Below are 25,275 nucleotides of genomic sequence, written 5' to 3' on the forward strand. Positions count from 1 at the left end.
GAGCTTGCTCGCGATGAGGCCCTCAGATTCAAGATTAATGTCGACTGATCTGCCGCCATCGCGAGCAAGCTCGCTCCCACAGGGTCTTGTGTGAATTTCAGGGAAAAAAAAGGCGGCCCGAAGGCCGCCCTCATCGCTCTACACAGGTTTTACAACGTCAGGTTGCCCCGCTCCTCTTGCGTCAACTGCCCACGCGCACGCTCATCCAGAGTACCGGCGCCCAACACCTGCACCGGGCTGTTCGGGTTGTATACCGGCGTCGGCGCTCGACTTGCGCCATCACGGGTCGGCGCCAGTTGTTCAGCGCCGAAACCCAACACCTGCACGGTGAACACCGAGGCCTGGTTATGTCGCGCCGCGGCCTGCTGTTGACGCGACATATCCTCGGCCGCCTGGGTAGCGGACGTCGCGGCCGAACTGGCCGAAGTGATCGCACCGGTGTTCACCGACGCCGTCACCGGTATCCCAGACGACTTGCCCTGCACCTGGATGTTCGCCGCGTTGACCACCCGCAAGGCGATGATGTTGATGTTGCCCGACACCCGAATCCCCGCCTCGCCCGCATCGATCGTACCCAGCGGCGCGATCAGATCGATATCCCCCGGTGGCACCTCGGCAATCGGATTGAGGGTGGCGATACCGGCGCCGGTGCTTGGCACCGTCGGCGACAATGTCACGTTGCCCCAGGTGTCGTAGACACGCTTGGGCGGCGTGAACACCACGGTGGTTTTCGAACCCCGGCCGGCGTTGATGTCGCCTTCGGCCGACCAGCCGAGAATGCCGCCGCCGAACGTGGTCATCACCCGGCTCTGCCCCAACAGAATACTGCCCTGGGAATACAGCTGGATATTGCCCTCGCCCTGAGTGACGACGCCGGAGGTGGACGGCGGCGCCGCACCTTCGACGCCGAACACCTGTCCCCCACCGGGGGTGAGCATCTGGATGTCGCCACCAAACAGCGTCTTGACACCCGCGCCACCGTACAACGTGATGTCGCCGTCGTAGCGCAGGGTATTGCCCGCCACATCGGTAGTCGGGAACAGCGCGGCAATCGCGTTGCGGCCACGCAGATAACTGCCCTGACGCGGACCGCCCTCGTCGGCGTATTCCAGGCCCCCGGCACGCAACTCGGCGAAGTACACCTGGCGCGCGAATACCGCTTGCTCAGCACTCGGCAGTGCGGCATAGAACGCCCGGGCCTGCTCTTCGTTGCCGTTGAGGCCGTAACCCAGGGTCAGCCAGGCGCGCAGTTCTTCATCGTAGGTCTTGACCACCTTGCCCGGTTGCGCTGCCAGTGGCGTGCCGCTGACGGCTTGATTTTTCGGGTCCAGGTAACGGGCGATGAAGTGCGAATAATCCAGACCTTCGGCCCCTACGCCCGCCTGCAACACCAGGCTTGCACCCGGACGATTATCACCCGCGCGAACCGGCCCGATGCTGGTGATGCTGGCGCGGTTTTCCATCTGGATGTTGCGTCCGGCGGTGATCTCCAGGGTGCCGGGGCCAGCGACGTCGAAGCTGCTGTAGATGATGTCGCGGCCGGCGGAGACGCGGGATACGTCGTTTGCGTTGTTGTGGATGAACAGGTTGCCGGTGGCGGTGATGGTGCCATTACCCATAGCATTTCCGAATACTTGCACTGGCTTGCCCAGGTACGTTCCCGAGGCAACGATATCGCGACCCGCTGACATCCATACCGGCCCGGCCCCTTCGTACCAGGTGCGTTGCGAAAGCGCGAAACTCAAGGTCTCGCCGGTACGAACACCGACCAGGTCGCCCGTTAGTGCGTAGAAACGCGCCGGCCCCTGCGTACCCATCAATCCTGAATAGCTGTCAGGGCCGAAGGCAAACAGTGGATAACGCTTGTTGTCCTCGGCCACCATCCCGTCGGCACCGCTGTTGGACATCAAATTTATGATCCTTGTGCCCGAGTAGGTGTAGCCATTGAAAGCTGGAGCGAATGGCGTGGTGATAGAAAGCGGACTCGCACCCGACTGATTGATGGAATAGCCACCCGCGTAGATGGAATCACCTGCCAGCAATTCAAGCTGCCCGGCATTCGACGGTGCCAACAGCAACGAATAAGACGTACCCGGGAAGTTGTCCCCACCACCGTAATATCCAGCGGATGAACCGACGTAGATAGAACCTTGTCCGGCTACCGCGCGCAGGATTGACGGCATTACGAATCGGTTATCCGTCGGCGAGGTATTACTGCCTCCCGGGATAACCGTGTTGACGTTCTCTGCCATCAACGTACTCGGAGTGAGGTTACCGCCCGCCGAAAACAGATCGATTGCCGTGTGATCCGTCCATAACGAGAACCCTGTCATACCACCCCCCGCATGCACCACACCATCAGGCGTCGTGAATGGCGTGGAGTTCTGCAACACCACCCGGCCAGGGTCCGCGGCGCCGCCCAGCACCAGATCACCGCGGGTATTGAGGCGCATGCCCGAATCTCCAGGGATCAACACCAGACCACCGCTGGCACTACTGGTGGTGGCAGTGAACGGATCGTAGCCTCGGGTTTCACGCTGGTCCTGAAATCCGGAGAAGTAGCCATACTGCAACTTGACCCCGCCCGCCGCGGACGCCGTCAGTTGTGCATCCCCCCGCAGGTTAATCAGCGCTCCCTGCAAATCGTGTTGTGGTGTGCCGTACCCCGACGTGCCCGCCCTGGCCGCCAGTGAGGGGTTGAGTGTGCCGCCTACGCGGATGTCGATGTCGCCACCGCCGGTCAATTGCACGCTACCGTCGCTGCCCACACGCCCGGTACTGCCAACGGCTACGATCAGGCCCTGGCTTCGCGGGTATTGATTCCTGGTGAAACCGTCTCCCATCGGCCTGAGCATGCCACCGTCCCCTCCTGCACGCAGGCTGATGTTACCGCCCCCCAACGTGCCGAACCCGGTGAACCCCACCAGAAAAGGTGCGGGATCTTTATCCGCTGCAAGAAAGGGTTGGCTGGCGTAGCTACCAAAATTGATCCACCACGCCGTCGGTACGTCGTTGTTGCCAGTACCCTGACGCCATAGCCAGTTACCCACGGCAACGCTGGGAACTTGCTCGCGTGTCATCCCCAGGGTTGTGGTGTTGCGTCCAACAGCATCACCGGAAACAGAACCGCCCGCGTTGATCGTCAGGTTACCGCCCATCTGCGGGAACCAGGCTTGATACAGGCTATCGCTGCCGCCATCGACCCATTTTTCATAGTCGCTGCCGGCACTGCCCAGTACCGAGCCATCGTCCGACACTCGCCCGCGAGCCTGGTTATAACGAGGATCGATATTGCTGGACTGAGTGCCGGCGGTGTACACGCCGAAAGGTGAATCCATGCTCAGGTTGCCGGCGGCCATCAGGTCCAGATCGCCGGTGCCGCTTCGCAGTACGCTGAACATTTGGGTGTGGGCGTTGACGGTGGTGCCCGGTTTGTTCTCAACGCAAAGTGCCGGATCAATGATGATGCACCAGAGCTCTACGTCATCGACAGGTGAGTAGTCAGGCATGCCCATGTAATTGCCAGGCGCCCAAGTCCATTGAGCCATCGGTGCACACGCTGTAGCGTCAATGTCGCAAATAACCAGATACTCATCAGGGACAGGCTCGTACGGAGCAAACCCATAAACGTTGTCCACACTCCATACCAGCTTCGCGGCCGTTTCGATCACTTTGAGACCGTAGTGAGTATCGGCCAGTCGCAAGTTACCCTCAGTGGTGACGGGCTTCACCGCTCGATTGTCAGCCGCATCCAGATCCGCCCCCGCTACCACTCGCATCGACCAGGACGCACTGCCCGATGGCAACATGCTCGCCACCGCCCAATTGCGCCCTTGCTGGGTGCCGCTCAGTGGGCGCAAGTCGATATACGCCGTACCATCCGCCAGCTTCACATCCGTCATGGATGGAATCAGCGAACCACGCAAAAGTGCCAGCGAACCGCTGAGCTTCACGCCCACCGTTGCGTTGTCGAAAAACGTACCCGGCAGTGGCACGCCTTTGGGCCACAGCATGCCTTGCATCGCGGTGGTCTTGTTCAGCCGCGTACCCGCGCCAAGAAGGCTGCCCGCTGGCAAGGTGACGTCGGCCCCCAGCAATGTGCCGGCGGCGTACAACAGATTACCCGTCGCGTCATGCACCGCCCCCGCCAATACCGTACCGGCGCTGAACGTGTACGTCTCGGCCAGCACGCCCTGAGTTGGCAACAGCGTGCCACTGGCCAGCGTCGCGGCCTGGATCGGCAAGTCGTAGTTCAAGGTGGCACCGATCGGGTATTGGGTACCGTCAGCGAGGGTCACACCCGCGCCCGGCACAACCAGGTCGCCGCCAAACGGCTGCACACCCGACACCAGTTTCCAGCCGGTGTCGTCCACGGTTTCCGGTGGTGGTGCAAAACCGTCGTTGATGCTGCCGTAGATATCCAGATTGCCGCCGGCACGGATCACCAGGCTGCCGGACTCGCCGGAACCGTAGACCGAAGTCTTCTGGGTGTGCGGGTTGAGACTGGCGTAGCGGTAGCCGGACAAGTCCAGATCGCCTTGCACGACCAGATCGCCGTCAGCGGTTTTGCTGGCAATTTCCACACCGGGGCGCAGGTGGAAGACGTCGGCGTAGGTGGCGTTGTTCAGACCGGCCAGTTTGCGTTGCAGCAAATCGGTGTTGGCCAGGGCCGCATTGATGAAGGCGTTGCTGTCGAGGTGAATGCCGTCCAGATAAGCCTGATCGATGACCTGATACGGACGACCGCTGGCCGCCGGGTCGGTGCCGTCGGCGGCATCGATGTAGTGTCGCGTGGCGTTGAGCCCAATGGAGCGTGCGCCCTGAATGTCCAGCGCGCCACTGGCATCGATGGCGATGTCACCGGTGCCAATGCGCGGGGCATTCAGTTCCAGCGTGCCGCGCAACTGACCGTCATGCTGACCCGGCAAACTGCCAGCGTCGACGTCCGTGCCATGCCGCAAATCGATCCGCGTACCGGAAGCCAGCGTCAGCATGCCATCGCCGGAATTGAGTTCGACCATGGCGCGGTTTGGTGCGTCGATGATCTTGCCGTAACTGTCGAGCCGCAGCATGCGGCCATGGGCATCGAGCGCCGCGCTGCCGGCCACGGTCAGGCCGTTTTTGCCCGACAGGCGAATGCTGCCGACCCGCTCGCCGCTGGCGTCGATCAGGCCAACGACGGTGAGGCTGCCGTTGTCCACCGAGACATTGACTTCACCGGCCTTGAGCCCTTCGCCGATCACCAGGTTGCCCTGCTTGAGCTGGAAGCTGCGACTGCCGAACACCTGCCCGGCGTTCAAACGCTGGTTGAGCGCGGCGAATTCCCCGTTCAGATCACCGCTGCCGCCCAGATGCTGCGCACGGATGTCCACACCGCCCGCCTTGTACGGCACCCAGGTGCCGCCGGCGTCGTAATAGCCGCTGCTACTGCCGAGGATTTCCCCCTGCAGGTCTACCACCCCGGCGCCCGCCGCCAATGCCACGGCACTCAGGTTACCGGCCTGGTTGTTGACTGCCGACAGGTCGATGCGCGAGCCGGCGGCCTGGCGGATATTGCCGTTGCTGCTGTACAGGGCCACGTCGCCGCCCCAGCTATATTTCTTCACATCGTTGAACGGCAGCGTGCGCCCGGCCACGTCCAGATAAGCGCCACTGGTCAGGGTCACATCATCTTCGGCCTTGACCGCCAGTTTGCCGCTGGCCAGCGCGATGCGACCGTCCAGCACCACGTTGCGTGCTTCGAGATTCAATTCCGCGCCCAGTGCATCGGCTACGGCAGTGCGATCGCCGGTTGGCGACGTCAGGGTCAGGGTGTTGCCCGCTTTGAGCAGGTTGACCGAACCGCCTTCGCCGCTGAGCAACGGCGTGCGCAGGTTGAGGTTGCCACCGCTGTAGGCATACCCCTTGACCGGGTCGTAAGCGCCCTGCTGTTCGTAAACCGCCAGGCTGCCCTTGTGGTTAGCGGTGATGCGTTCACTGGCATTGAGGTTGACGTTGGCAAAACCCAGGGCCAAACGGTTGTTCTGATCCAGGCCATTGGGTTGTGGATTCGGACCGTAACCGAACTCGATGCGTTGCGCCTGAATATCCAGCGTTCCATGGCCAGTGCCTGCGCCGCCGTTGACGACTGCGCCCGGGTTCTGGGTTGCGCCGTTCCAGATCAGGTTCTTAGTGCGAATGGTCGCCACATCATTGCTATCGCCCAAGCCATAGATGGCGGGCGACACCAGGACCAGGTTTTCCAGACGGCTCTTGCCGGTCTGTGGATCCAGGGTGTCTAGGGTAACGCTGCCGATGAAGTTGAATGAATCACGGGTGGTCAGGCTCAGGGTTTCCAGCGCTGGCGCGCCGAACTGTGTGTCGCCTCGCAGAAGTCGGTCGAGGACGTTCTGGTTCAGAATCAGGCCCGCTCGCAAACGACTGCCCGCCGCGGCAAGTGCCTCGGCGCTACCGGCATTCACCGAGCCAACGGCCAGTGTCAGGTGCCTGGTGCCGAAGCGCACCGCTTCACCGAGCTCAAACTGGTTGTCGGTGGCCGCGCTAATGCTGCCGTTGGAATAGAGCAATGAAGGGTTGATGCAACCCCGGTCCGGACAGGTACCGATCCGAATGCTACCGGCGCCCTCCATACCTGAGGGGGCCTCCGGCGCCAGCGTATTGGTCCAGCCGTTGGATACCATCAACAGGCTGGCTTTCCCAGGCTGATAGATGAAACCCGCCGTGGAGTCGTATGCCACATTACCGCGACCGAGGGTGTTGATGCCCGCCCCCGCCTCGACGGTGATGCCCTCAGCGATGCCGGAGGTCCACAGGGCAACTTCAGGTGCCGAGAGCATCGCCCCCTCACGCAGGGTAATGCGCTTGGCATCGCCTCTGAATTGAATGAAGTTGCCGCCCATGTCGTATTGCACATAGGGCGTTGCACCGATGGTCAAGCGACCGGCGCCTAGATTATTGAGGTCGTCGGCATGCAATGAAATGCCACCAAACCCCTGAGTACTGGAGGCCCCGGCCCCGAGAATCTCAATAGTCGTCGAGCCCTTCACCACGGCGGTACCCAGCACACCGCCCTCGGCGGCTGCGAACAACGCCTTACCGTCGAAATCCAGGGCAATATCGCGCTCGCTTGGCTTCAACCAGAGCGTCAGCGATTTACCGTCCAGGGACGTCTGCCCCCGTGGCACGCTGCGACGCGCCGCGTCACTTTGGACGAATTGGTTGTAACTGGTTTCGTTGTACTGAGAATAGCGGCGCAGCACATCCGCCGAGGTCAGGATGACCTGACTGGCGAGGCTGTCCCGCAGCCCGGTATTGGCAATCGACATCTGCCCGGCACTGGTCCAGGAGCCATTGCGCATTTTCAGCGCGCCATTGGCTGCGCTGGCCGTTGACTGACCATTGACTTCAACCCGGAAGGCGCCGGGCAGCAGAGCAAAAGTCGAAGGCAACAGCGTGTAAGTACCGGCCGCCAGACCCGGCACACCGGCGCCGATGGTGATCTGCTGACCAATGCGTGGGTCGCTGGCCCCCACCTCGCCGAGCATCGGTGCATAGTTGCTTTGGTTGCCCGGGACGATGGCGTACACCGGATTGGTAGCCAGGCCCGGCAGGCTGAATGTGCCATCGGCGGCATTGCGCACCAGTGGATTGAGACGCGCATCGGTTGAACCGCCACGCCCGGAGACAAAGCCGACACCGCGCAAGTCACCCCCGCCTGACAGGTCGATCAGCGAGCCCGCTTGCGCGTTGACGTACTGCCCCATCAGCACCACACCGGTCATTTCGTTGGCAATCCCTTGCAAAATCACGGACTGACCGTTGTAGCGATAGTCTGTGCCATCGGTTGTGCCGCCATAAGGCATGACCAGGCCCGCACCACTGACCGACGTCACGCTACCCGGCAACAAATTGACTGCCCGGGTGCTGCCATAAAAATCAGAGCCCAAGCTGATCAAGCCCAATGGCGCACGGACGACCCCGCCCTGCTCGATGTTGCCTCCTGTAAATGCCAGCCTGCCAAACACCGAATAAGGCAGCGCTGCCGGCACCGATCCGTTGCTGCTGATCTTTAACGTACGATCGAGGTCCATGGAACCCTGGCCCTGATAACCGAAGCGCACTTCCGACCAGACCCTCGTGCCCGGATAGATCTGGGCTGCGCGCAGGTGCAGGTCGCCCGCAGTCCACACAGAGGAACCTGCTTGCAGGTCCTGCTTACCCAGGAATCGCATGTCACCGCGGCTGTCGAGGGTCACCCGATCAAAACTACGGCGACTGACTGGCAAGTCCGGCCCGGAGAGTTGCTTGATCACTCCCGCCGTGCCAAACGACAGGTTGTTACCCAGGTCCAGCAGATCGGCACTGGCGTTGAATTGTGCGGCCGCCACCCGGTCCGTCGGATTGTTCAGCACTCTTGGACGAATGCCGACTTGTTCGTCGTAGAAACCCGGGCCGGACAGGCGCATATAGGATGCCGCCAGATTGATGCGCGCGGCGTCTTTGGAACTTTCGGCCAACGACAACGAACCGGCGTAGAGGCTCAAGCTCTGGTTCATGTGCAGGTCGATATCACCGTCGAACGTGATGAAACCATTGCTGAACAGGCTCAGGCTGTCAAAACTGCCGCTCATCAGCTTGTCCGCGCTCAATCGGGCGGCACCATAGCGAAGGGCTCCGGCAGACTCGCCCGGCTGCAGTTCAGCGGGTAAAAGTTCACCGGCAGGCCCTTGGCCAATGATCATTTCCCTGGGCGAACGTACGTCGTTGCCTATCTGGTCCCCGCGATAGGCCGGCGTATCAAGGACAATTTCCAGACGTCCACCGGCTGCGCCGCTACCCCCCGCTGCGGCGTGCAGGTCGCCTTCGATAAACAAGCCGCTGTACGAACTCAAGGTAATTCGTCCGCCATCCCTGGCGACGCGAGTCTGCCCGGTTCCGGGAATATCCAGCACGGCTTCGGCGCCTGAAGCCTCCAGGCGTGCTCCGGGCCGTACGATCACAAAGGCATCGGCCGACGTCGCAGTGGCCGCCTTGGCGTCGATTTCGCCGCCAATGATGATGCTGCCGCCCTTGCCCACCTGACCGTAGACCCGGCCCTGGGCATCGACCGCTGTGTTGGCACGCCCGGCGACATCCAGCACCGCGTGATCACCGATCCAGATCGAACGTGCGTGGGCCTTGGGATCGGCAAGCTGCGAAGCGTCGGCAGCAGCGTACTGTTGCTGACGAATGTCGATGGTACCGCCCCAGGCGTTGAGTTCACCGTCAACGGTGATCTGGCCGGCACTGCGCAGGTTAATGCGTTGACCGGGGTCGACACTGATGCGCGAGCCCTGGCCGATGGTCAAGGAACTGTTGGCCGGGTCTACCTGGTTGACTTGGCTGGTGCCCGCTTGCAGTGACAGGCTCGCGGCTGCGCGTTGGGTCAACACGCCCTTGACCGGGTCCTCCTGGAACAGGGTGGGTGTCCACAGCTGCAGCGCGTTCACCGGGTCGACGCCGCCGGGTTGGTCCGCTGCCGAGTCGGCGAAGCGGTAAACCGGCATCGACACGTCGACAACCGCATCTTTTGCCACTTGCAGCGTCGTCAAGCCAATGACGTTGTAGGCGGAGAAACCCTTGTTGAACGTGTCCGCTGCCAGTTGCAGGGTGTGATCGGCAACAGGACCGTCGGCCGCGCCGATCAGCGCCTTGTTGGCCTGGATCTTCAGCGTGCCGCCGCCCGTGACGCCATAACCGCGCACTTGGCCGTCCATCACCAGTTGCGATTGACCCGGCACGCGCTCCGCGCTGGACTCGAGGGTAACGTCGCCGCCCTTGCCGCCACGGGTCTTGCCATTGGCCAGCACAGCGCCGCCGGACGACACGTCGATAACACTGCCACTGGCCAGGGTGATATCGCCGGTACTGCGGATCGACACCACGCCACCGTTTAGCCAGGCCGGGCTGTTGACGTCGGTCGGGTCGTTACGCAAGTTGGCCCAGACGCCACGGGTATCCAGGTGCACGCCTTGGTCTACGGTCACCCGCGACGGCGGCAGGCTGGCTACCGCCAGACCAGTACCCAGATTCAGGCTACCGGCGCGCGCGACAAGGTCGGCCTTGACTTGCACATCCTGGCCGAACAGGGAGATGTCGCCACCCGTATCGACGGTCACGGTTTCATTGACTTCAACCTGGTCCCTGGCCGCCACTTTCAACGCGCCAAGTCGGAAACCATTGAGCATATCGGTATCAAGAAACAGCTTGCCCTTGCGGGTATCGGACACCGCGCCGACCAGTCCCAGGTCATTGCCATCGGCGGGACGCTCGCCACCGATCTGCACCTGATCAAGCATGGCGAGGTGCTGATACACCAGGCCGTTGGTAGCGGCCGACCAGCTTGGTTCATAACTGCCGACGATCAACTGCGCCCGACGCGCCCTGGCAGTCTGCGCCTGGTCATAACCATCGAGCCCCGCGCGAGGTGCCTGGATCTGGCGTTCGCCCTGGAACACTTCGCCCACCAACTGGCCATCGAGCACCGCGTTATGGGTAGCGATCACCAGTTGCCCGGCATCGCGGCCGATGGTGTAGCCGGACTCGGCACGCCTGCTCGGAGCGATCAATGGGTTGAAGAAGTAGTTGGTCTGGCCCCAGCGTTCGCTGTGGTCCTCAAAACCCTGGTAGAGGCCCGTGTAGAGAATGTCCCCCGGCGCCCGCGACACGTCATACAAGCGCCCATCCGCGCCACGCAACCAGCTCTGGCGGATGAAACCGCTCTGTACATCCAGGGTGCCGCCGGACAGGTTGATCAACGAGCCCTTCTCGGTGACCACATCGTTGCCGCTGAAATTCACCGCGCCGCCCTGGGCCATCCACTCGCCGATGCTGTGACCCTGAGTGCCGAGGTAGCCGCCCACTTCCAACAGGCCACCCGCGGTGTACCAGCGATCGGTGGCATAGCCATGGGTGCCGGCGGGCACGAAGATCAACTCGCGCACATCGACCCACATGTCATTGTTGTTGAGCGCGCCGCTCTCGCGGTTGCCCGATGAATCGCGCTGCTCGTTGCCCTGCACGTTGATCTTGATGTTGTTGGCTTCCATCGCCACTTTGACGCCGAGTGCCCCCGACACATCGATCAGCGCGCCGTTGCGCACCAGGCTGCGCTGCCCCGCCGCCACCGCGACCTGCCCCCCGGTGGCGAGGGTGACCGAACCGCTCTGAAACTCGACGGTGCCGCCGCTGCCGATGTCGATGCGCGACTGATCACTGCGGATACGGTTGTTGCCATTCACCCCGGTCAGCGCGGCAGTGTGCTGGCTGTCCAGCGCGGTAAGGTCGCTGCTGTCGAGCAGGATCGCGCTGACGCCGTTCTGCCCGAGGGTGACGCTGCCCGTGGTGTCCGTGGCCGGGTTGAGCAAATGGAGGGTGCCACGGGTCGATACCGAGGTACTGGCCAGCAACACGCCGTTTTGCAGCACCTCATGGCCGGTCATCGTGATGTCGCCGGTGGAGGACTGGATCAAGCCTGTGTTGCTGACCTTGCCGGAACCCTCGGCCTTGAACCCCGGAATCACTTCGCTACCAAAGGTGGTGGAAAAACCGTTGCCTTCGGTGCCAGAACCCTTGCGAATGTAGAAACGGTCACCGGCGCCGAGCACGGTCTGGCCCTTGGCGGTGCTGATGGAACCGGCGTTTTCCACTTCGTTGCCGAGCAGCAGAACGTAGCCACCGGAGTCGGTCGAAAGCGTCGGTTGATGGGTTTCGATCCGCGCACCGCGCTCCACCAGCACGTCGCCGACGGCATCGGTAAAGGTCGGCTGGCTGCCGGTGCTGTCGTAGTACAGGCCACGTTCGCGGAACTGGGTATCGCTGATATTCGTCGCAGCCGCCACCAGGTTGCGCACGTTGACCTGGCTGGTGCCGCTGAACACGATGCCGTTGCGGTTGATCAGCATCACCGTGCCGTCGCCCTTGATCTGGCCCTGGATCTGGCTTGGCCGCGCGCTCGGGTCGTTGACGCGGTTGAGTGCCGCCCAGTTCGATTGCTGGGCGAACTCCACGGTGGTGTTGCGCCCGACGTTGAAGGTTTCCCAGTTGAGAATAGCCTTGTCGGCGGTCTGCTCGATCTTCACCGTGGTCTTGCCATCGGCCTGGGACTGTTGCGGCCCCTTGGCGTTCTGCCAGCCCTGGGTCAGGCCGGTATCGACCTTCAAGCCACCCTCGCCCATGCCGTCCGGCACGAACTGCACGGTGGCAAACGCCGCTGCCCGCCCGGCCGCCTGTGCGGCCTGTTGCGCGGCGATGGCGGCCACGGTGTTGTTCAGCGTCTGCACCGAGCGCTCCAGTTGCTGCCGGGCGCGCTGCTGCTGCTGCGCCAGCGGCGGTGTCATGCCCGGCAAGCCGCCACCCGGTCGCGCCGCCGCGGCCTGTTGCGCCGCACCCTTGGCGGCAAACCAGCTCGAACTGAACGCCGTCGTCGCCTCGGCACTGCCGGCCACCAGGCACAACGCAATCGCCTGCGCCAGCGGCTTGAGCCGCCACAGCGTCGGCTCCACCGAACGAGCGGCGTCACGGCGTACAAACACGGATTGGGTATTGCGACGAACTTGGCGAACGAGCATCACTACTAGGTCCTTTTTCCATTGGCGCAAGAGGCCGCAGGCCGAGTAGAACCTGCTGTCACGACATAGGCGGTTGACAAGGGGCGAGACCGAACGGATGTCACACAAATTTCATGATCGGGGAATCGCCAAAAAAAATGGCAGCCCCAAGGGGCTGCCATTTGTTGGTGAATCAAATGGACCGCGTCATCGTTCATCGCGAGCAAGCTCCCACAGGGGAACGCATTGCAAATGCGGGAGCCAGGTCTTAGCTGAGCACCACCACCCCACCCGGCAATTCGGTGCACTTGACCCTATAGGCATCGCGAATCAACAACGCGACCCCCGCCAGTTGATCCAGGCTGAACCGCGCCTGCACCTTACGCTTGCCCAACTCGCTGTTGAGCAGCAGCAACATGCCGGGTCGATAACGGTTGATCTCGTCGATCACCGTCGCCAGCGTGGCATCGTTGAACACCAGCACCTGCTGGCGCCAGGCAATGACCGTCGAGGTATCGACCATTTGCGGCGTGCCGATATGCCGGGTGTCGTAGGTCACCTGCTGACCGGATTCCAGGCGAATGCTGTGGCCCCGCGCGTCCAGTTGCAGCGCCCCATCCAGGCATGTGACGCACACACTCCGATCGGTATTGCGCAAGTTGAACCGGGCTTGACTGGCGCTCAGCCAACCGCCGCCTGCCTGCACCTTGAGCGGTGTCCGAGCGTGTGTCAGGACTTCGACTTCGCCGCTGAGCAGCTCGAAGGTCCGGGTGCCGTCGACATTGGCACGCTGGTTGATACGAGTCTGGGTATTGAGCTCCAGGCTCACGCCATCGGCCACATCGAACCTGCGCTGCTCACCGACTTCGGTGATGTAATCCGCACCCAATCCGGAGAGCCCGCCCGGCACGGTCCCGCGAATCAGCAAAAACGCCGCAGAGGCCGCAATGGCACCACCGAGAAACGCCCGTCGCCCCAGATGCCGCGGTGCCTGCAGGTGCTCTGCCGCCGGGCGCAATTGCTGCCACAGTCGCTTGGCCTGCGCAAACGCCCGGGCATGTTCAGGGCTTTGCGCACACCATTCGCGCAAGGCGCGGGCATCGGCAACGGTCGCCCGGCCGGAGGTCAACAGGACCAACCAACCCTGGGCTTCGAGAGTGAGCCGGTCCTGAGGCTGGACCTCAGGTGGCGAAATTCGAAAGATGTTCAAAGCGCGGGGATACTCACGGATTATTCGGGACTCTACTATCAAGACGGTTTTCCCGCGCCGGGACCGAACCGCTGAATCAATTTTCTTTCCAGGCGTGCGGCGCAATGGCCCAAAGCGGCTTTGATTTCCTTCTCGACCATCCGTGTCGAAATGCCGAAACGCTGGGAAATTTCCAAGTGTGGCGCCTCTTCAAGGCGGGCGGCGATAAAGATTTTGCGCCGACGCGCCGGCAACTCATACAGCGCGCTGAGCAATAACTGGATTTCCTTCTGCCCGCCCACGACCCGTGCAGGGTCCAGCGCCTCATCGGATACCTGCAACAGCTCTTCCACTTCGCTGCCCGTCAGTAAGCGAGCATCAGACTGACGGCGGTCCGCCGCGATGTTCAGCGCCATGCGATACAAATAGGCGTTGGGCTGGGCGATATCCGGCGAGTCTTCCATGCGGTCAACCCGCAGGTAAGTTTCATGCAGCACATCGTTGGCCAGATCTTCAGACCCCAGACGCCGGCGCAAACGCACCTTGAAGTCGTCATAGGACGTCAGGAACAGTCCGACCATCGATTTTTTTCCGGTGTCTTTCATCCCCCGGAAACTCCTTTCCCTTGTAAGCATTCCATGCGCTTTCCTAACGATTCCGGTAACAAAAGCAGCGTGATCGGCTGGCTCAGAGAGCTGGGTGCCGGGTGTTCGATATCCAGGTTACGCAAACTATCCACCAGCGCCGCATCGCGCTGGACATCTCCCGTCGAGCTGACCAGACGGCTGTGCTGAACCACCCCGTCGCGGCCGATCCACAGTTGCAACAACGCGCGAAAACTACCCGGCCTGATCAATGACGAGCGGCACAGGCTGCGTTCAATCGCGATCTGAATCGATGCCGCGTAACTGCCAGCGGCCTGCGGCGAGCCACTCGCCACCGCCCCCGGTATGTCTGGCACCGGCCTAACCGTTGCCTTTTGCAAGGTGAAGGCGTCAGCCCGGGCATACCGGGCCATCAGTCCACTGCCGCTGAGCATCCGGCTCAAGGCATCCGTGGCGCTCAAGCGGCCCGTGACCGCAAGCGAGCGTCGACCGCGGGTCAGTTGACGATCCACCAGCACCGCCATGCCGGTGGAACGACTGAACTGCTCAAGTGCGCTGGCCAGTTCCTGGGCCGGAATATCCAGCACTTGGGGTGTCGCGGCATCAAGCGGACCGGCCTCGGCTACCGACGAGATCAACCCGATCAATAACGCCAGGCTCACCTGACGAATATGAGTCAACGAAATCTGGCGCGCGTCCCTGACTCTGCCTCGCTGCACGGCTGTCCTGCCCCTGAAAACCGTCATCCTGATGGCTGTTTATGAATCTGGTGTGACGGGCAGTGCAAAAAAACCATCACGAGATGTCAAATCGCTATGTATTAGACTCAAACGCATGCACGGCCCGTTCGGGCTGGACAGGAGGTCGTCAATGAACACGTTATCGAACGTCGCATCGGGCGCATTACTGATGAGCGCATTGTCACTGGCGCAGGCCGCAGAGCCCTTGGGCTGTGTAGAGGTATCGGTGGGAGGCTACAAGGCGCCGGACTACAACTGTCTGAGCCAGCAAATGGGCAACAACCCCGGAGGAGCCGCCGCTGCACAAAAGAACCAACAAGCGATGAACGTACCGGTGAACAAACGGCCTCCTAATCAGATCGGCCTGGCAACACCGGCAACGACCAGCACTCGCATGGGCAATACCTTTGGCACCTCGGTGAAACCGCAGCGCCCTGCTCCAGTCACGGGTACATCACCACTGCTCAACCCGAAATGATCAGGATTGGGGTCCCTCCTGCAGGAGCGAGCTTGCTCGCGAAAAACCTGAGAGCACCGCGGGTTGTCAGGTAGCCAGCGTTATCGTTAACAACCATCGCGAGCAAGCTCGCTCCTACAGGGTTGGGGTTGGGGTTGCTGCTGAGATGGGATCAGGTGCTCGGGATCTGCCGAAAGCTCACCGCCAGGCGATTCCAGCTGTTGATGGTGGTGACGGCGATCGTCAGGTCGACCATCTCGCCTTCGCTGAACTGCTCCCGGGCCAACGCAAAAACATCGTCCGGAACGTGACTTTCAGAGAGCAATGTGACCGCTTCGGTCCACGCCAGCGCCGCGCGTTCCCGAGGGTTGAAGAAGCCGCTGTCGCGCCAGACCACGATCGAGTACAGCCGGCGATCGGTTTCGCCCAGGCGTCGGGCATCCACCGAGTGCATGTCGGTGCAGAAGGCGCAGCCATTGAGTTGCGAGGCGCGGATCTTGATCAGATGCAGCAAGGCCGGTTCGATGCTGAGGTTGCTGGTCAAGGCCTCCATGGCAATCATCGCTTTCATCGCCTTGGGGGAGGCACTGTAGTAATCCAGGCGGGGGCTCATGGGGCAACCTGATTGATCGGACGTGTACATCCAAGGTAGACGCTGATGCGCGGGCGTTACAGATCCAATTCAGCGAAAAACCGCTGCACCACTCAGGCAGCAGACCAATCCGCGGATTTTCGCCCACGCAACTTCTGCGCAGCCGCCCATGCGGGTAATCTGGCGCGACGCACACGCGCCTCAACCGCTGCAGGAGCCTCGCCGGTATGGAACTTCATGTTGTCATCAACGGCCGCAAGGACCTGGCAGGCCAGCTGTACCAGCAACTGCGCAGTGCCATCGAATCCGGCCGCCTGGCAGCCGGGACGCAGCTTCCGCCCAGCCGATTGCTGGCGCAACAGCTGGGCATTTCGCGCAAGACCATTTCCGACACCTACGCCCAGCTGACCTACGACAACTTTCTGACCGGGGTGATCGGCAAAGGCACCTACGTCAATGCCCGGGCGGCGAAAATCACCCATAAACAGAGCCATTCGGAACTGGCCGGTTTTGATGTCATCGAGAGCTGGCGCAAGCTGCCGGTATTTCTGCGCCATCCGACCCTGGAAGGCTCGTTGCGCTACGACTTCATCGGTGGCGCCACCAGCAAGGGCCAGTTCCCCCAGGACGATTGGCGGCGCTGCACCTCGCACGCCTTGCGTCAGATCGCCGGTTCCAAGGGCCTTTACAGCTTGCCCGAGGGCCTGCCGGCGCTGCGCAATGCGATTGCGCGGCACATTGCGTTTTCTCGCGGGGTCAACTGCCAGGATGAGGATGTGGTGGTGTGCAACGGCGCGCAACAGGCATTGGACCTGATTTCCCGGGTGCTGACGAGTCCAGGCAGTGTGGTGGCCATGGAAGACCCCGGGTACCCGCCGGCGCGCCTGCTGTTCGGCTCCCACGGCGCCAGCGTAATCGGGGTGCCGGTGGACGCCGAAGGCCTGCAGGTCGACAAGATTCCCGATGGCACCCGGCTGATTTACGTCACCCCCTCCCATCAGTTCCCCCTGGGCATGCCCATGAGCCAGGACCGTCGGGTCGCGCTGCTGGAACGGGCCTACGCCCTGGGCGCGATCATCATCGAAGACGATTACGACAGCGAGTTTCGCTACGAAGGCCGTCCCACCGACTCCTTGCAAAGCATGGATGAGCGCGGAATCGTCGCTTATGTCGGGACCTTTTCCAAAACCCTGTTGCCGGAGTTGCGACTGGGTTATGCGATTCTGCCGCCGGCCATTCTTGAAGCGGTGATTCGCGCCAAGCAACTCACCGATCTGCACACCTCCACCCTGCCCCAATGGGCACTGGCCAAGTTCATCGCCGAAGGCTGCCTGCTCAAGCACATCCGGCGCTGCCATACGATCTATGCCGGGCGCCGCGAACGAATCCTCGCGCGCATGGCCGGCGACCTGGCACCCTGGCTTGAGGCCGTGCCGACCACGGCCGGCTTCCACATGGTGGTTATGTGCAAAGTGCCTATCGATATTCCATTAGTGATCGAGTTGGCGAAAAAGGTTGAAGTCGGCCTTTATGCCATCGACAGCTTTTTCTACCAGCAAGCGCCACGGGCCGGTTTTTTCCTGGGTTTTGGCGCCATCGAAACCCTGGACATCGACATCGCCCTGGATCGTTTTCGGGACATTTTGCAGCAGGTCGCCTGACGGATTGGTCTGGGTTTTTATCCGGCGATTGGGTATTGGTGGTCCGGGGGGCCAGGCCTATCCTGAATGGGCGTTATCCCCCGATGAGCAGGACTCGTCCGGCCCGATTCAGGAGTGTGAGCAATGTCCAACGAAGTGATCAATACCGTAAAGGTGCAGGCTGCAGCCGGCCGTTCGGAAGAACTCGGCAGGCAACTGCAAAAGATAGTCGAAACCCTGCGTGAACAACCGGGCTGCGACTCCTATATGGTCGACCGCTGCCCCGAGGACGACACCCGCTGGACAGTCAGCGCCCGCTGGCAATCGGAAGCCGCCATGCAGATGCATTTCAACTGCCCTGAAGTACAAGGCTTCATCGGCCTGATCGACAGCCGACTGGCCAACGCTGTCGACTTCAACAGTTTCCCTATCGTTTAACCAGTTAGATCGCAGTCTTCGGCCACTCCCGCAGGGCAATGGGTACCCCGGTAGGAGCTGCCGAAGGCTGCGATCTTTTGATTTGAACGTTGCCGATTGGTCCCCTCACCTTCCCGGAAATTGGCTGTTTGATTGCCCCGGCTGGCGGATTACTGTGGTCCCTGACAACTCACCACCGCAGGTAATGAACCATGAAAGCGTTGCGTTTCTGTGCTGCCTCCCTCGCCACCCTGGCCCTGACCGTTTCAGCCGCTGCATTCGCCCATGAAACCGGCGCCCCTTCGGAAAAAGTTACGGTGTTGCAGGACCAGATGCTGAAAAACGTACCGGGCAAAAAAGCCTTGATGATCGAAGTCGACTACCAACCCGGTCAATCGTCGATCGCTCACAAGCACGAGGGTACGGCGATGGCCTACGTGCTTTCCGGCACCATCACTTCTCAGGTGAAGGGGGAAAAGGCGATCACTTACAAGGCAGGCGAGTACTGGTACGAGGCAGCCGGGTCGGAACATCTGGTGTCGAAAAATGCCAGCGCCACCCAGCCTGCCAAACTGCTGGTATTCATGGTGTTGTCCCCGGAGGAAAAGGTGTTGATCCCTTTGGAAAACTGATGACTGCGACATCAGGCATAAATAAACAGGTGCGAACTCAAGGATTCTGGCCTGTTTATGTCCTGGGGTAATTAATTGATTTCTTTTAAACCAAACAAAACTATTGTCCACCTGACAAGCGCACCTATTGGCTATTTCATTCGGCAACGACAGGTTTAGTCTGGGATGACTGCCGCCCCCACACGGCCACTCATACCTTACTACTCAAGTTGTTTCACTGGAGAAACACCATGAAACTTGCGCTGGCCAGTACCTTGACGATGACGGTTGTTTTAACTGGCTGTTCGGTTGCCACTGCGCCGAAGGCCGTTTCTTCCCTCGACGGTCTGTTCACTGAACCGGTCGGTCGCAGCAGTGCCACCAGTGTTGCCAGTGGCCGCAACGTGTCCTTAGGGCTTGTCTACAGTTCAAACACCCAGGCCAACCGCGCCTACCTTCAGCATTACCAGGCCAACGCCGGCACCGGTTTCGGTCAGGGCCTGCTGGTGCAGTCGATTCACGATGCCTATGTGGCCACCTCAAAACCGGACCTGGCCGTGGACTGGGTCAAGGCCTCCTTGCAACGTCAGTTCGGTACGGTGACGGTGTATCCGGACCTGCAAAGCCTCAGGGCGGCGAAACCGGATGTGGTCGCGATTGTCGATACCCGCAGTCAATTGATGACGTCGCGCAGTTCGGACATCGAGGCGGATGTCCGGGCGATGTTCTATGATTCCAACTTCAACTACATCGGCACTGCCCAAGGGTATGATGCTAAAGCGCTGAGTCCGATATGGGCGGATTATAAACGCAGCGAAGAGATTGTTGCGGACATTAATGAACAGCAGAATGTACAAGTTCGGGCGTTGCAGAAGTTTGACCGGTCGCTCAGTAATTTATTGACCGGGCCGACAGATAAAGTGTCGATGGTTGATAATAAAACAGGCTGGAAGTTGTATTGAGGCAAATGGCCCCTTCGCTGGCAAGCCAGCTCCTACAGGGTTTGTGTCGGTCGCAGATGATGTGATCGACGCAAATCCCTGTAGGAGCTGGCTTGCCAGCGAAGAGGCCCGCCCAGACACCCAAAATTTCAGAAAAAAAACCCCGCATCTCTCAACGCGGGGCTTTTTCATTCAACGCCTGATCAGGCAGCCGGTTCCAGCACCTTGCTGGCCGGAGCAGCGGCAGGTACCACCGCTTGCCCGCTCAACGCCAGATCCAGCAGTTCGCGGTTGGCCACCGCGTACATGGCGTAGTCCGTGCCGCTGGCGGCACGCAGTTCCACCAGCATGGCGCGCCAGCGTTCGATCATGCCCTCGTGCTGCTCCATCCACAGTTCCAGGCGTGTTTCCACGTCCTGGGAGCCGTCGCCCTGTTGCAGGACCGAGATGGTGATCGCACGTTGCTGCCAGTCGACGTCATCACGGAACGCTTCACGGGCCAGGGCCTGCCAGTTGTTTTCAACCGGCAGGGCGCTGATCTGCTGCAGGTACCATGTGATGTCCAGCGCGCTGCCCACGGCGAAGTACGCCTTGGCGACGTCGGCGGGATTCTGGCCCGTCACGTCGGACGCCTCGATGATCGGCAGCAGGGTGTACAGGTGAGTGGTGCCTGCAACCATGCGCGCCAGCAACTCAGGCACGCCAGCAGCGACGTAAGCCTGGTAGCGGGTCTGCCAGCCTTCACGGGTCGGACCTTCCAGCAGTTCGTCGAGCTTGAGGCCCAGCGCCGCCAGGTGCGGACCGAAGTGCGCGACGTCACGGGCAGCGTTCTGCTCGTTGCGACGGCTGCGCAGGAACCAGCGTGTAGCGCGACGGCCCAGGCGCATCAGCTCATCCATCAGCTCCAGTTGCACGTCGGCTGACACCTGATAATCCAGGGCCTCTATCTGCCGGAACCAGTGCGGGAGGTGGAAGATATCCCGAACTATTACGTAGGCACCCGCCACATTCGCCGGGCTCATGCCGGTCGACTCCTTGAGGCGCTGCACGAAGGTGATGCCCATGTGGTTCACCAGATCGTTGGCGATCTGGGTGCTGACGATTTCGCGTTTCAGGCGGTGACGGCGCATGGCGGCGGAGAACTTGCTCACCAGGCTTGGCGGGAAAGCGGTTTCCATGTCGCGCGTCAGGTAGTCGTCGTCCGGCACCAGGGAATTGAGCAGCGCTTCCTTGAGGTCGATCTTGCTGTAGGAGATCAGCACCGACAGCTCGGCACGGGTCAGGCCGTGGCCTTCCGCGACGCGCTCGTTGATGGCCTCTTCCGACGGCAGGAACTCGATGGCGCGATCCAGCTTGCCGCGGCTTTCCAGATCGTTCATCAGGCGCTTGTATTCGGCAATCCGCACGTAGGCACGACGGGCCGCCAGGGACAATGCCTGGGTCTGCTTGTAGTTGTTGCCGAGCACCAGGTTGCCGACTTCGTCGGTCATGCTGCCAAGCAACTGGTTACGTTGCTTCTCGGTCATGTCACCGGCGTGCACGACTTCGTTGAGCAGGATCTTGATGTTCACTTCGTGGTCGGAGCAGTCCACGCCACCGGCGTTGTCGATGAAGTCGGTGTTGGAACCGCCGCCATTGAGGCCGAATTCGACACGACCCAGTTGAGTCATACCGAGGTTACCGCCCTCGCCCACCACTTTGCAGCGCAGTTCGTTGCCGTTCACGCGCAGCGCATCGTTGGCCTTGTCGCCGACATCGGCGTGGCTTTCGCTGCTGGCCTTGACATAGGTACCGATGCCGCCGTTCCACAACAGGTCTACCGGAGCCTTGAGCAAGGCATTGAGCAGCTCGGTCGGGGTCAGCTTGTCGGCCTGGATGTCGAAGCGCTCTTTCATCTGCGGGGAAATCGCGATGCTTTTCGCGCTACGGGAGAAGATCCCGCCGCCTTCGGACATGATGCTGGTGTCGTAGTCCGACCAGGCCGAGCGCGGCAGGTCGAACAAGCGCTGACGCTCGGCGAAGCTGTTGGCCGGCTCCGGGTTCGGGTCGATGAAGATGTGCAGGTGGTTGAACGCGGCGACCAGTTGCAGCTTGTCGGACATCAACAAGCCATTGCCGAACACGTCACCGGCCATGTCGCCGACGCCCACTACGGTGATGCTGTCTTCCTGGACATTGATGCCGCGCTCACGGAAGTGGCGTTGTACGCCGACCCACGCGCCCTTGGCGGTGATCCCCATTTTCTTGTGGTCGTACCCGGCCGAACCACCAGAGGCAAAGGCATCGCCCAGCCAGAAGCCGTAGTCGATCGCAATGCCGTTGGCGATGTCGGAGAAGGTCGCGGTGCCTTTGTCCGCGGCGACGACCAGGTACGGGTCATCGTCGTCATGCCGCACGACGTTGACCGGTGGCACCAGGGCGCCGTCCTTGAGGTTGTCGGTGATGTCCAACAGGCCCGAAATGAAGATGCGGTAGCAGGCGATGCCCTCGGCCGCGATCTCGTCACGGCTGCCGCCCAATGGCAAGCGACGTGGCAGGAAGCCGCCCTTGGCGCCGACCGGGACGATGACCGAGTTCTTCACTTGCTGGGCTTTTACCAGGCCCAGGACTTCGGTGCGGTAGTCTTCTTCACGGTCGGACCAGCGCAGGCCGCCGCGTGCGACGTTGCCGAAGCGCAGGTGCACGCCTTCGACGCGTGGCGAGTAAACGAAGATTTCGAACTTCGGTACGGGCTTGGGCAGCTCCGGAATCTGGTGCGGGTTGAACTTGAAGCTGAAGTACGACTTGTTCTGGCCCCGGGCATCGGTCTGGTAGAAGTTGGTCCGCAGGGTGGCCTTGATCAGGTCGAGGTAGCGCCGCAGGATGCGGTCTTCGTTGAGCACCTGGACGTCGTCCAGCGCGGTCAGAATCGCGTGTTCCAGACGTTGCTGCTTGTCTTCCAGGTCATCGGTACCGAGCTTGCGCGCCAGGTAGAAACGGGTCTTGAACAACCGGGTCAACTCGCGAGCGATGTCGGTGTGGTTGGTCAGGGTGGTGGCGATGTAGCCCAGGTCGAAGCCCAGGCGGATCTGCTTCATGTAACGGGCGTAGGCCCGCAGCAGTGCCACATCGCGCCACGGTAGACCCGCGGTCAGTACCAGGCGGTTGAACGCATCGTTCTCGGCATCGCCACGCACGATGTGGACGAACGCATCCTGCAGGGTGTCGTTGAGTTGCTGGATGTCGAGTTCCAGGCCTTCGGCGGCGGTGAACGCGAAATCGTGAATCCAGAACTCGCGACCGTTGTTGTGACGCAGGCGATACGGGAACTCACCCAGCACGCGCAGGCCGAGGTTTTCCAGGATCGGCAACACGTCGGACAGCGCCAGCGGCGTATCGGCGTGGTACAGCTTGCAATGCAGCTCGCGCTGACCGGACACCTGGCCCAGCGGCTGATAGAAGCTCATCACCAGCGGATTTTTTTCGCTCAGGCTCAGCAGGTGCTGCATGTCGACCACCGCCGAATGCGCCGCGAAACGCTCGCGGTAACCGGCCGGGAAGCCTTTCGGAAAGTCGGCCAGCACGTTGGTGCCGTGGGCTTCGCCGAAGCTTTCGACGACCAGCGTGGCGTAGTCGTCCTGCCAGCTGCGGCAGGCTTGCACCACTTCTTTTTCCAGCTGGAGCGGGTCGATGTCCAGGCGGTTCTTCGGATCGACGCGCAGGATCAACTGCACACGCGCCAGCACCGATTCGGAGAAGAAGGTCCAGAACTCGCAATCCGAGGCTTTCAGGCGATCCATCAGCACTTGCTGGATTTTCTGGCGCACTTCGGTGGAGTAGATGTCGCGCGGCACGTAGGCCAGGCAGTAGCAGAAACGGCCGTACGGGTCTTTGCGCAGGAATACGCGGATCTTGTTGCGTTCCTGGATCTGCACGATCGACATCACGGTATTGAACAGCTCGTCCACCGGAGTCTGGAACAGATCGTCGCGCGGCAGCACTTCGACCACCTGCGCCAGTTCCTTACCCAGGTGAGCCTTGGCCTGGAAGCCGGAGCGGCGTTCGATTTCCTCGACCTTGCGGCGGATGTACGGGATGACCCGCACGCTCTCGCCATACACCGCCGAGGTGTACAGGCCCATGAAACGGCATTCCTTGATGACCTTGCCGTCGGCGTCGATTTCCCGGATCGACACATAGTCCGGGTAAGCCGGGCGGTGCACACGGCTTGGGTGCGCGGCCTTGGCGAACGACAGCAGCGTCGGCTCGCGCAGGTAGTTCACGGCGTAGTCTTCGATGCGCAGGTCATCGTAGGTCAGGCCGGTACGCAGCAGCTTGGTCAGACCGAGGAACGAATCCTGGTCATAGACGATGTGGCCGCCGTCGGCTTCATTGCGGACCACGAATTCTTCATAGCCGAGGAAGGTGAAGTGGTTGCCCACCAGCCATTCCAGGAAACTTTTGATTTCGGCTTTTTCTTCAGGGTCGACAGCGTACCGGCTGCTGTCCAGACCGCTCAGGATTTCCTGGACCTTGGCTTTCATCGGCTCGAAATCGGTGACCGCGACGCGGACTTCACCGAGCACCTGCTCCAGCTCTTTGCTCAGGACATTCAATTCGGCCGTGTTGGCACAGCGGTCGATTTCCAGGTACATCAGGGATTCTTGCAGGATCCCTTCGCCCTGGGTGCCCTTGGGCAGGACTTCCAGCAATTCGCCCTTGTCGCCGCGACGCACGCTCAGCACAGTGGTTTGCAAGGTATGGATGCTGTAGCCGCGGCGATTCAGCTCGGTACGCACCGAGTCGACCAGGAACGGCAGGTCGTGGTGCAGCACTTCGACCGCGGTGTGGGTCGACTGCCAGCCGTGGCGTTCGTAGTCGGGGTTGTAGACGCGCACTTGCGGTTGCGCGTGATCGAAGCGCTCAAGCAGGCGCCACGCAGAAAGGGTGCAGCCGGCGAGGTCGGACAACCGACGCTGGGTCAGCTCGTCCAGGGAAATGATGCCAAAGAATTGTTCAGCGAACAGCGCCACTTGTGGCAGTGCCTGTTCACTGATGTGCTGCGCCAGTGCCGCTTGCAGTTGGTGCTGGAAGTCGGCTTTGCTGGCTGCGGTGAAGAACGCCATCTGTGGTACTCCGCTTGGGCTTGTTATTGATGGAAGCGTCGCGTGCAAAACCCCTTTCGGGGCGATCCGTCACCCTGCTCCTGATTCTCGGGCAGAGGAAACAGGGGACAGGTGGGTGAAGCTGGACGAGACACTCGGGTCACATTCACCTTCCATGAATGGGCATCTGTAAAAACGACTCTGCGATCAATTGCACAATGTCTTTACAGGTATCCATTCGATGCGCAGCTTAACCACTGCGGCAAGGCCCGTGCTTGCGGCGCTGCGACATATTCGGTCATCGGTACGTAGCTTGAAGGCGGCGCATCGAACAACCTTAGCAGCCGCTCGGAAAAAATGGGCATTTCGCGAGACGGTCTACCACTCGTCGCAACTGTTATTTATGACAGTA

Annotated in this window: 11 protein-coding genes and 1 pseudogene; 5 read left to right on the top strand and 7 right to left on the bottom strand. The window is 61.4% G+C overall.

Annotated features, from left to right (window positions below):
* Positions 1-149: 149 nt before the first annotated feature.
* The 4 genes from ELQ88_RS18305 to ELQ88_RS18320 all read right to left on the bottom strand — a co-directional run bounded on the left by ELQ88_RS18305 (position 150) and on the right by ELQ88_RS18320 (position 15,061).
* Positions 150-12,608, bottom strand: coding sequence for a filamentous haemagglutinin family protein (locus ELQ88_RS18305; protein ID WP_138966818.1), 12,459 nt, complete (start codon positions 12,606-12,608; stop codon positions 150-152).
* 247 nt (positions 12,609-12,855) lie between these two features.
* Positions 12,856-13,797: a FecR family protein gene (locus tag ELQ88_RS18310; protein WP_138966820.1), complete on the bottom strand. Its 942-nt coding sequence runs from the start codon at positions 13,795-13,797 to the stop codon at positions 12,856-12,858.
* Positions 13,798-13,835: 38 nt separating this feature from the next.
* On the bottom strand, positions 13,836-14,381 hold the full coding sequence (locus ELQ88_RS18315) for a sigma-70 family RNA polymerase sigma factor (protein WP_138966822.1): 546 nt from the start codon (positions 14,379-14,381) through the stop codon (positions 13,836-13,838).
* The gene (locus ELQ88_RS18320; protein WP_128869862.1) at positions 14,378-15,061 is read right to left on the bottom strand and encodes an STN domain-containing protein; all 684 of its coding nucleotides are present in this window, start codon (positions 15,059-15,061) and stop codon (positions 14,378-14,380) included. Before ELQ88_RS18320 ends, ELQ88_RS18315 begins: the two co-directional genes overlap by 4 nt.
* Positions 15,062-15,251: 190 nt before the next feature.
* Between ELQ88_RS18320 and ELQ88_RS18325 the strand changes: the two genes are divergently transcribed.
* Positions 15,252-15,599, top strand: coding sequence for a hypothetical protein (locus ELQ88_RS18325; RefSeq protein WP_128869853.1), 348 nt, complete (start codon positions 15,252-15,254; stop codon positions 15,597-15,599).
* Between the two features lie 22 nt (positions 15,600-15,621).
* Here ELQ88_RS18325 and ELQ88_RS34725 read toward each other — a convergent pair.
* Together ELQ88_RS34725 and ELQ88_RS18330 are read right to left on the bottom strand one after the other, a co-directional pair.
* Positions 15,622-15,696 (bottom strand): annotated as a pseudogene (locus ELQ88_RS34725) (outer membrane lipoprotein carrier protein LolA); the annotation flags it as partial.
* A gap of 54 nt (positions 15,697-15,750) precedes the next feature.
* Positions 15,751-16,191 carry a carboxymuconolactone decarboxylase family protein gene (locus ELQ88_RS18330; protein WP_128869854.1) on the bottom strand — a complete coding sequence of 147 codons (441 nt, stop codon included), beginning with the start codon at positions 16,189-16,191 and terminating at the stop codon, positions 15,751-15,753.
* Between the two features lie 206 nt (positions 16,192-16,397).
* Here ELQ88_RS18330 and ELQ88_RS18335 point away from each other — a divergent pair, with 206 nt between their 5' ends.
* From ELQ88_RS18335 to ELQ88_RS18350, 4 genes are all read left to right on the top strand, one after another.
* A complete protein-coding gene (locus ELQ88_RS18335) occupies positions 16,398-17,831 on the top strand; it encodes a PLP-dependent aminotransferase family protein (protein WP_138966824.1) in 1,434 nt (477 codons plus the stop codon).
* 123 nt (positions 17,832-17,954) lie between these two features.
* Positions 17,955-18,248 carry an antibiotic biosynthesis monooxygenase family protein gene (locus ELQ88_RS18340; protein ID WP_128869855.1) on the top strand — a complete coding sequence of 98 codons (294 nt, stop codon included), beginning with the start codon at positions 17,955-17,957 and terminating at the stop codon, positions 18,246-18,248.
* A 191-nt stretch (positions 18,249-18,439) separates the two neighbouring features.
* Positions 18,440-18,859 carry a cupin domain-containing protein gene (locus tag ELQ88_RS18345; protein WP_128869856.1) on the top strand — a complete coding sequence of 140 codons (420 nt, stop codon included), beginning with the start codon at positions 18,440-18,442 and terminating at the stop codon, positions 18,857-18,859.
* Positions 18,860-19,089: 230 nt separating this feature from the next.
* A complete protein-coding gene (locus ELQ88_RS18350; RefSeq protein WP_138966826.1) occupies positions 19,090-19,800 on the top strand; it encodes an ATPase in 711 nt (236 codons plus the stop codon).
* A gap of 182 nt (positions 19,801-19,982) precedes the next feature.
* On the opposite strand, the gene ELQ88_RS18355 is transcribed toward ELQ88_RS18350, so the two are convergent.
* Positions 19,983-24,884, bottom strand: a complete 4,902-nt coding sequence (locus tag ELQ88_RS18355; RefSeq protein WP_138966828.1) for an NAD-glutamate dehydrogenase — start codon at positions 24,882-24,884, stop codon at positions 19,983-19,985.
* Positions 24,885-25,275: the final 391 nt, after the last annotated feature.

Origin of the sequence: Pseudomonas sp. MPC6 (assembly GCF_006094435.1) — a bacterium.
In the GTDB taxonomy this organism is placed as follows: Bacteria; Pseudomonadota; Gammaproteobacteria; order Pseudomonadales; family Pseudomonadaceae; genus Aquipseudomonas.